This window comes from Ruminococcoides intestinihominis, assembly GCF_040096285.1.
Classification (GTDB): Bacteria; Bacillota; Clostridia; order Oscillospirales; family Acutalibacteraceae; genus Ruminococcoides; species Ruminococcoides intestinihominis.
The window spans coordinates 21,868-29,462 of sequence record NZ_JBBMEY010000025.1 but is presented as its reverse complement, the minus strand read 5'-3'; the positions used below and the strand labels follow the sequence as shown (position 1 = coordinate 29,462).

The following is a 7,595-nucleotide window of genomic DNA, read 5'->3' as shown; positions in this document are numbered from 1 at the left end:
TTACACAAGGAAGGCTGGATGGTTTCTACTAATTCTAAATATCTACCACATAACAAGGCAAGTTCTAGCACCACAAACCTTAATTAGTATAGTAAATTTTATTTTCACCTTAACCCACAAATAGAATTAAAAAACTACTCTTTAAGGGTTCGGCCGGTAACATCGGTTTTATAATCCACTTTACAATTATCACAAACAAGTTTAGAAAGAGGCACAAACTCATAACCACTATCTCTGACTGCCTCTATAATCATAGGTAAAGCCTCAGGTGTATTCTTAGCACCGTTATGCATAAGGATAATACTGCCGTTTTGTAGTTTTGGCACAATTCTATCCACCATTTCTGCCGGTGTAGGGTCTTTCCAATCTAGGGAATCAATATCCCATTGAACACAATACATATTAAGGCTTTTTACACTTTGCACAACAGTTGTGTTGTAGTCACCATAAGGTGGTCTGAAAAGTTTAGGCCTTTCACCTGTCAGTTCTTTTACCTTGTTATTACAATCTTCAATTTGCTTTTTCTGTTCATCAACACTCATTTGAGTTAAATGTGGATGGGTGTCACTGTGGTTGCCTATGTCGTGACCTGCCTTATGAATATCCTTTACATCATCAGGATATTTATCTACCCAATCTCCTACTAAGAAAAATGTAGACTTTACCTTATACTTTTTCAGAATATCAAGTAGCTTATGGGTTTGTTCATCACCCCATGCAGCATCAAAAGAAATTGCAACTTGCTTTTTATCTGTTTCAACAGAATAAATGGGAAGTTCCTTTTGCTCAGTTGCAGTTTGTACTGCTTTCATTCCTGTATTTGTCAAAATTCCTATTGCTATTATTGTCACCATAAGACAACAAAGAACAATAGCCAAGCCCTTTTTGTCAAGAATAAATAAACGCATACTGACCTCCAAATATGTACCCATAATAGAGGAAACCCTCCACAATATATTTATGTGGAGGGTTTTGAAATATTCTATAATTTAATTATTTTACTGACCAAGTAATACCTTCAGGTGTATCCTTGATTACAACATTCATTGCGTTAAGTTCATCACGAATAGCATCAGCAGTTGCCCAATCTTTGTTAGCTCTTGCTTCTGTTCTTTTTCTGATAAGTTCTTCAACCTTTGCAGTATCAACAGAAGAATTCTTTTCTTCCTTTAGCTTGTTAGCAGTCTTTACAAGGTCAAGGCTTAGAACCTTGTCAAAGTCATTTAGAAGATAAATCTTTGTTGCATCACTAATGTTAGCCTTTAGTACATCATAAATGCTTGTAATACCTAGAGATGTGTTTAGGTCGTTATCCATATTTTCCTTAAACTTATCAATAAATGGCTGAGCCTCTTCCATATTAGGTTCACCGGTAGGGTTAAGGTTAGAAATTTTCTTAACCAACTTGTTGTATGCCTTAGCAGTATTGTCAAGGTTATCATAGCTAAATGTTAGTGGCTTACGGTAGTGTGACTGTAAGCAGAACATTCTATATACAACAGGGTTGTAGCCTTTTTCTTCAAGTAAAGATACAGTTAAGAAACCACCCTTGCTCTTACTCATTTTACCTCTTGCATCCAGTAGATGAGTTACATGAAACCAATAAGGACACCACTTGTGACCGATATATGCTTCACTTTGAGCAATTTCGTTTGTATGGTGAGGGAATGCATTATCAACACCACCACAATGAATATCTAGGTATTCACCTAGGTGCTTAATTGAAATTGCAGAACATTCAATATGCCAACCGGGATAACCGTAACCCCAAGGGCTTTCCCACTTTAGTTCTTGGTCATCAAACTTACTCTTTGTAAACCATAGTACAAAGTCAGTTTTGTTTCTTTTATTTTCATCTTCATCAACATCATCACGAACACCAACTGCCAGGTCATCTTGGTTCTGATTACCGAATACATAGTATTCATCTAGTTTTGATGTGTCAAAGTAAACATTGCCACCTGCTTCATAAGCATAACCCTTCTTAAGAAGGGTATCTACCATCTTAATAAATTCAGGAATACAATGTGTTGCAGGTTCAACCACATCAGGTCTTTTGATATTAAGTTTCTTGCAATCATCAAAGAAAGCATCTGTATAGAATTTTGCAATTTCAAGAACTGTCTTGTGTTCTCTCTTAGCACCGGCAAGCATTTTGTCCTCACCTGTATCGGCATCACTTGATAAATGACCTACATCGGTAATGTTCATAACTCTCTTTACATCATAGCCAATGTAACGAAGATATTTTTCAAGTACATCTTCCATAATGTAGGTACGCAAGTTACCGATATGTGCATAGTGGTAAACTGTAGGACCACAAGTATACATTCCAACCTTGCCCTCTGTATGTGGAACAAACTCCATCTTCTTGTTACCTAATGTGTTATATAAAATCATTTTTTATCCTCCAAACGCTTTTTAAGTTCTTCAATTTCGTTATTAAGTCTTTGAATTTGTTGTGTTACCGGATTGGTGTAATGAATTTGGTCAAGAATATCAATTCTTTCACCATGCATTTTTACTACTTGAGCAGGTACACCGACTGCAGTTGAGTCAGGTGGGATTTCATTAAGAACTACTGCTCCGGCAGCAATTCTTGCATTGTCACCAACCTTAAAAGGTCCTAGCACCCTAGCACCACAACCAACAAGAACATTGTTGCCTAAAGTTGGATGTCTTTTGCCTGTATCTTTACCTGTACCACCAAGGGTTACACCCTGATAAAGAGTACAGTTCTCACCGATTTCCGTTGTTTCACCAATAACAACACCCATACCATGGTCGATGAAAAGACCTTTGCCGATAGTAGCTCCGGGATGAATTTCAATACCTGTTTTGTGTCTTGAACGCTGACTGATAAATCTAGCGATAAATTTCATATTATGTCTAAAGAACCAGTTGGCTCTTCTGTGACTTCTTACTGCCTTGTATCCTGAGTAAAGGAAGAAAACTTCCAGTCTGTTTCTGGCAGCCGGATCTCTCTCCATTACGGCATCAAGGTCAGATTTCATAGTTTCGAACATTCTTATTTTTCAACTCCTATGAGACTTTATATTATATATTATGCTGTAAAAAATTTTTGTAATAAAAAAGCCCTGTACAAAAGTACAGGACGAATATATCGTGGTTCCACCTGAGTTTGGTCTTTCCGATTTATAAACAAAAATCAAAGCAACCCTCAAATCCTTAACGCAGAAATACGGACAAAGATACTACTTTCCCTTTGTCAGCTCATGGGTGCATTTCTTCAAAAATCCTTTGAAAACGCTTTCAGCCAATGGCGTTTACTCTCTGACAAAATCAAAATGAATACTTCTCCCAATCAAAGCCTTTTTAATATCACCACTATTATATACTTAGATAAAGAAAAAAGCAAGAGTAAAAACTCTTGCTTAAAAATTATTTTTCGTAAGTCCAAACAACCATATAGTGTCTATCCTTAATAGCAAAAACTTTATGACCGTCAGCCTCTTTTATCTTTCTTGTTTTGGCTCTAATCAAGTGAACTTTCAGCTTAGCACCGTTATCAAGTTTATAACTGTTCCACATAGAACTTTTTACACATTTTCTTGAAATATCCGGAATGTAATAGTCGGACTCTTTACCGGCAAAATAATATTTATTATCCTTAACCATCATAGGTGCAAGTACAATATCTGTCTTATTATTATGGGCAATCCAAATAATTACATCATCGCTTACCTGTGCTTTGGTAATGCCTCTTTTAATATAAATTGCACTATTTTGTGTTTTGTTATTTTCATAAGCCTCTGATGGACTACTGCAATATTCATTACTTGTACAACCAACTAAAGAAACAGCAATAACAACTACTAATAAAAATGATAAAATTCTTTTAACTTTCATTTTCCAAATCTCTTTTCATTTTAGTTTTAGTTATCTTTTAGGAAACTGATATTATCCTTTAGATAAATAATGCCACTAATCAAAGTGAATACTGTAGATATCCAAATCAGGCCATTGCCTATGTAATAGAAAACTTCAGTAATAAATCCTGTAGAAACTTTCATTGCATTAAGCACTTCAAGTACAACTTGCATAGCAAATATAACTGAGATACCTACCATCTGAGAAACTGTTTTGATTTTGCCCCAAATATTAGCAGCAACAACCTTGCCACTTGAAGCAGCAACCAGCCTTATACCGGAAACGGCAAATTCTCTAAACAACACTATGATAACCGGTATTGCACCGAAAGAACCAAGTAACCCAACTTGCAAAAAACAAACTAAAGCAGTCAGAACAAGAATTTTGTCTGCTAATGGGTCTGCAAATTTTCCGAAGTCAGTTACAAGGTTTCTGCTTCTTGCAATTTTACCGTCAAGTGTATCTGTAACAGATGCAACACCAAATATACAACCTGCCACTAAGTAGTGGAAAGGAAAGTTAACCAGCATTGCAATAATGAAAAATGGTACTAAGATAATTCTTAGTAATGTCAATTTGTTTGGTAGGTTCATCTAATCAATCCTATTAAATAATTTCACCAACAAGTGAACTGTCAATAAAGTCGGTGATTTTAATTTTATAAAATTCTCCAACAGTCGGTTTATCTTCACCTGCTGTAAAGAAAGTTACTGTATCAACATCAGGTGCATCCTGATAACTTCTGCCAAAGTAACATTCGGCATATCTGTCATAGCCCTCGCATACAACTTCCATTTCTTTACCAATCTGATTCTGTAAGAATTCATCCATTATGTAGCTTTGCTGATCCATAAGAATCTCAGCTCTATGGTTCTTTACATCTTCATCAATTTGGTCAGGGAAAGTAGCTGCCGGAGTACCTTCTTCAATACTATATGGGAAACAACCCATTCTCTCAAACTTTGCTTCCTTAATAAATTCGCAAAGTTCAGTAAATTCTTCTTCAGTTTCACCTGGGAAACCTGCAATAAATGTTGTACGGATAACAAGGTTAGGAATTTCTTTTCTTAACTTTCTTAGTAAAGCAAGTAATTCATCCTTATCACCTGAACGGTTCATTCTGCGAAGAACATCTTTGTTACAATGTTGAAGTGGTAAGTCGATATATTTACAGATTTTGTCCTCATTCTTGATAACATCAATAAGTTCATCTGTAATCTTATCCGGATAACAGTATAGCACTCTTATCCACTTTAGTCCATCTATTTTGCAAAGTTCTTTTAAAAGTTCTGCCAACTTGTATTCGCCATAAAGGTCCATACCATATCTTGTGGTATCTTGAGCAATAACATTAAGTTCCTTAACACCTTTACTTGCAAGACCTTTTGCTTCTTCAATAATATTTTCCATCTTACGGCTTCTGTGACCACCACGAATAAGTGGAATTGCACAGTAAGTACAACGGTTGTCACAACCTTCGGAAATCTTAATATATGCAGTATGCTGAGGTGTTGACTGTAGTCTTTTGCCTTCTAGTGGCATAAGTAGCTTATCAGGATGAGCCTGAACTTTCTCATCATCCATAACCTTATCAAGAATAGCAACAATATCATTATTTGCACCGATACCAACTACTGCGTCAATCTCGCACATTTCTTTCATCATATCGTTGTTATATCTTTCGGCAAGACAACCTGTAACAATAATCTTCTTAATCTGACCTTCTCTCTTAAGAGTAGAAAGTTCAAGAATTTCATCAATACTTTCTTGCTTTGCTGACTCAATGAAACCACAAGTATTTACGATTGCCACATCACAAACACCGGGATCTTCCGAGATTTCATAACCGGCTTCTCTAATCTTATAGAAAAGCATTTCAGCATCTACTTGGTTCTTTGCACAGCCAAGCGAAACAATACTAACTTTAGTAGCCATAATTTTCCCCTTCATATTCACTCATAACAGACTTAATGTCATCCCAAGAAAAGCCCTTTCTCTGTAGTCCTGAGATTGCTCTCCTCTTGTACTTTTCATCTGTGGTGAAATTCTTATATTTTTTCTCAATAATAATTCTTATCTGTTCCCTTTGGTCAACTTCGGTTTCTTCCATTATAATGTCAATAAGATTACGGTCAATGCCCTTTTCCATTAACTTATACTTTGCACCTCTTGGTGAAATGTGCTTACTGCCAAGGGTTAGTTCCTTGTAATATCTTCTTGCATAGTTTTCGTCATTTACAAGACCTAAGTCCTTTAGCTTTGCTACGGCAGCAAGTGCCGATTCTTCGCTATAATCTCTCTTAATCTTGTCAACAAGTTCCTTTTCGCTATGGTCACGATAGGATATTAGCCAAAGTGCCTTTTCTTTAGCCCTCTTGTTGTTGCTTTCTATTACAAGGTTATGCAAGTCTTCATCATCTATTTCTACACCTGCACGAATATGATTTGCAAGTAAAGTTTCTGTATCAAGCTTCATTGCAAATTCACCGTCAATATACAGTGCAGAAAATGACTTTCTCCTAGGCTCAACGGCAGTAACAACCATTAGTCTTCAACCAAAATATCAAGCTTTGCATCAGCTTTAGCCGGTGCTTTCTTTGCAGGTTCTTTCTTAGCTGTTTTCTTTTCAGCCGGTGAAGGAATATTTGGTGTAATTTCAGGTACTTTAGCTCCCTTTTTCATTTTCTTAGTTTCTCTTAGGTGATCAATATTGGCAAGTACCTTTTCTTCAATTTCCTTAGCCAATTCTTCATTTTCTTCAAGTAGCATCTTAACCTTATCTCTACCTTGACCAAGTCTTGTTTCACCATAGCTAAACCAAGCACCTGCCTTGTTGATAACATCTGTATCAACTGCAAGGTCGATAAGTTCACCGATTCTGGAGATACCCTTACCGTACATAATGTCGAAGTAAGCCTCTTTAAATGGTGGTGCAATCTTGTTCTTTACAACCTTAACCTTAGTACGGTTACCGATAACTTCACCGTTAACCTTAATAGCTTCAGCTTTTCTAACTTCAAGTCTTACGGAAGAATAGAACTTTAATGCTCTACCACCCGGTGTAACTTCAGGATTGCCGTAAACAACACCGACCTTTTCTCTAAGCTGATTGATGAAAATTGCAACGCAGTTACTTTTATTAATAGCACCGGCAAGTTTTCTAAGTGCTTGTGACATTAATCTTGCCTGTAGACCAACATGAGAGTCACCCATTTCACCCTCAATTTCAGCCTTTGGAACAAGTGCTGCAACTGAGTCAACTACAAGTACATCAATAGCACCTGAACGAATAAGAGCCTCTGCAATTTCCAAAGCATCTTCACCTGTATCAGGCTGAGCAACAAGAAGGTTATCAATATCAACACCGAGAGCCTCTGCATATACAGGGTCAAGTGCATGTTCAACATCAATAAATGCAACATTGCCACCATCTTTCTGACCTTCGGCAATACAGTGAAGTGACAGTGTTGTTTTACCGGAAGATTCAGGTCCGTAAATTTCAATAATTCTGCCACGAGGTAAGCCACCGATACCTAAAGCAATATCAAGTCCCAAAGAACCTGTACTAACATGACCTACACTCATATGTTCGTTCTGTCCAAGACGCATTACTGCACCTTTACCAAATTGTTTTTCTATCTGACTAAGAGCTGTCTGTAACGCTTTATTCTTATCTACTGCCATAATAATACATCCTTTTCATT

At 36.6% G+C, this 7,595-nt stretch carries 8 protein-coding genes and 1 other annotated feature; all 8 genes read right to left on the bottom strand.

From position 1 onward, the window contains the following. Positions 1–134 precede the first annotated feature (134 nt). The 8 genes from WMO18_RS07315 to recA all read right to left on the bottom strand — a co-directional run bounded on the left by WMO18_RS07315 (position 135) and on the right by recA (position 7,575). Positions 135–908 (bottom strand): polysaccharide deacetylase family protein, encoded by a 774-nt coding sequence (locus tag WMO18_RS07315; protein WP_211147792.1) that lies wholly within the window; start codon positions 906–908, stop codon positions 135–137. Between the two features lie 85 nt (positions 909–993). Then, positions 994–2,400: a cysteine--tRNA ligase gene (gene cysS / locus WMO18_RS07310; protein ID WP_211147793.1), complete on the bottom strand. Its 1,407-nt coding sequence runs from the start codon at positions 2,398–2,400 to the stop codon at positions 994–996. Next, entirely contained in the window at positions 2,397–3,026 is a 630-nt protein-coding gene (gene epsC / locus WMO18_RS07305) for a serine O-acetyltransferase EpsC (protein WP_022504861.1), read from the bottom strand. Before epsC ends, cysS begins: the two co-directional genes overlap by 4 nt. A gap of 82 nt (positions 3,027–3,108) precedes the next feature. Then, positions 3,109–3,338: a binding site (T-box leader), on the bottom strand. Positions 3,339–3,402: 64 nt separating this feature from the next. Then, complete coding sequence (locus tag WMO18_RS07300) at positions 3,403–3,870, bottom strand: hypothetical protein (protein WP_211147794.1); 468 nt, start codon at positions 3,868–3,870, stop codon at positions 3,403–3,405. A 26-nt stretch (positions 3,871–3,896) separates the two neighbouring features. After that, the gene (gene pgsA / locus WMO18_RS07295; protein WP_211147795.1) at positions 3,897–4,484 is read right to left on the bottom strand and encodes a CDP-diacylglycerol--glycerol-3-phosphate 3-phosphatidyltransferase; all 588 of its coding nucleotides are present in this window, start codon (positions 4,482–4,484) and stop codon (positions 3,897–3,899) included. Between the two features lie 13 nt (positions 4,485–4,497). Continuing rightward, complete coding sequence (rimO, locus tag WMO18_RS07290) at positions 4,498–5,826, bottom strand: 30S ribosomal protein S12 methylthiotransferase RimO (RefSeq protein WP_211147796.1); 1,329 nt, start codon at positions 5,824–5,826, stop codon at positions 4,498–4,500. Beyond that, positions 5,816–6,436 (bottom strand): regulatory protein RecX, encoded by a 621-nt coding sequence (locus tag WMO18_RS07285; protein WP_211147797.1) that lies wholly within the window; start codon positions 6,434–6,436, stop codon positions 5,816–5,818. Before WMO18_RS07285 ends, rimO begins: the two co-directional genes overlap by 11 nt. After that, the gene (recA, locus tag WMO18_RS07280; protein WP_138156544.1) at positions 6,436–7,575 is read right to left on the bottom strand and encodes a recombinase RecA; all 1,140 of its coding nucleotides are present in this window, start codon (positions 7,573–7,575) and stop codon (positions 6,436–6,438) included. The genes WMO18_RS07285 and recA overlap by 1 nt, the downstream gene beginning before the upstream one ends. Positions 7,576–7,595 lie beyond the last annotated feature (20 nt).

Bases quoted from the DNA above. Each gene is read 5' to 3' on its own strand.
- WMO18_RS07300 (WP_211147794.1), bottom strand. From the start codon at position 3,870: ATGAAAGTTAAAAGAATTTTATCATTTTTATTAGTAGTTGTTATTGCT.
- pgsA (WP_211147795.1), bottom strand. From the start codon at position 4,484: ATGAACCTACCAAACAAATTGACATTACTAAGAATTATCTTAGTACCA.
- rimO (WP_211147796.1), bottom strand. From the start codon at position 5,826: ATGGCTACTAAAGTTAGTATTGTTTCGCTTGGCTGTGCAAAGAACCAA.
- WMO18_RS07285 (WP_211147797.1), bottom strand. From the start codon at position 6,436: ATGGTTGTTACTGCCGTTGAGCCTAGGAGAAAGTCATTTTCTGCACTG.
- epsC (WP_022504861.1), bottom strand. From the start codon at position 3,026: ATGTTCGAAACTATGAAATCTGACCTTGATGCCGTAATGGAGAGAGAT.
- cysS (WP_211147793.1), bottom strand. From the start codon at position 2,400: ATGATTTTATATAACACATTAGGTAACAAGAAGATGGAGTTTGTTCCA.
- recA (WP_138156544.1), bottom strand. From the start codon at position 7,575: ATGGCAGTAGATAAGAATAAAGCGTTACAGACAGCTCTTAGTCAGATA.
- WMO18_RS07315 (WP_211147792.1), bottom strand. From the start codon at position 908: ATGCGTTTATTTATTCTTGACAAAAAGGGCTTGGCTATTGTTCTTTGT.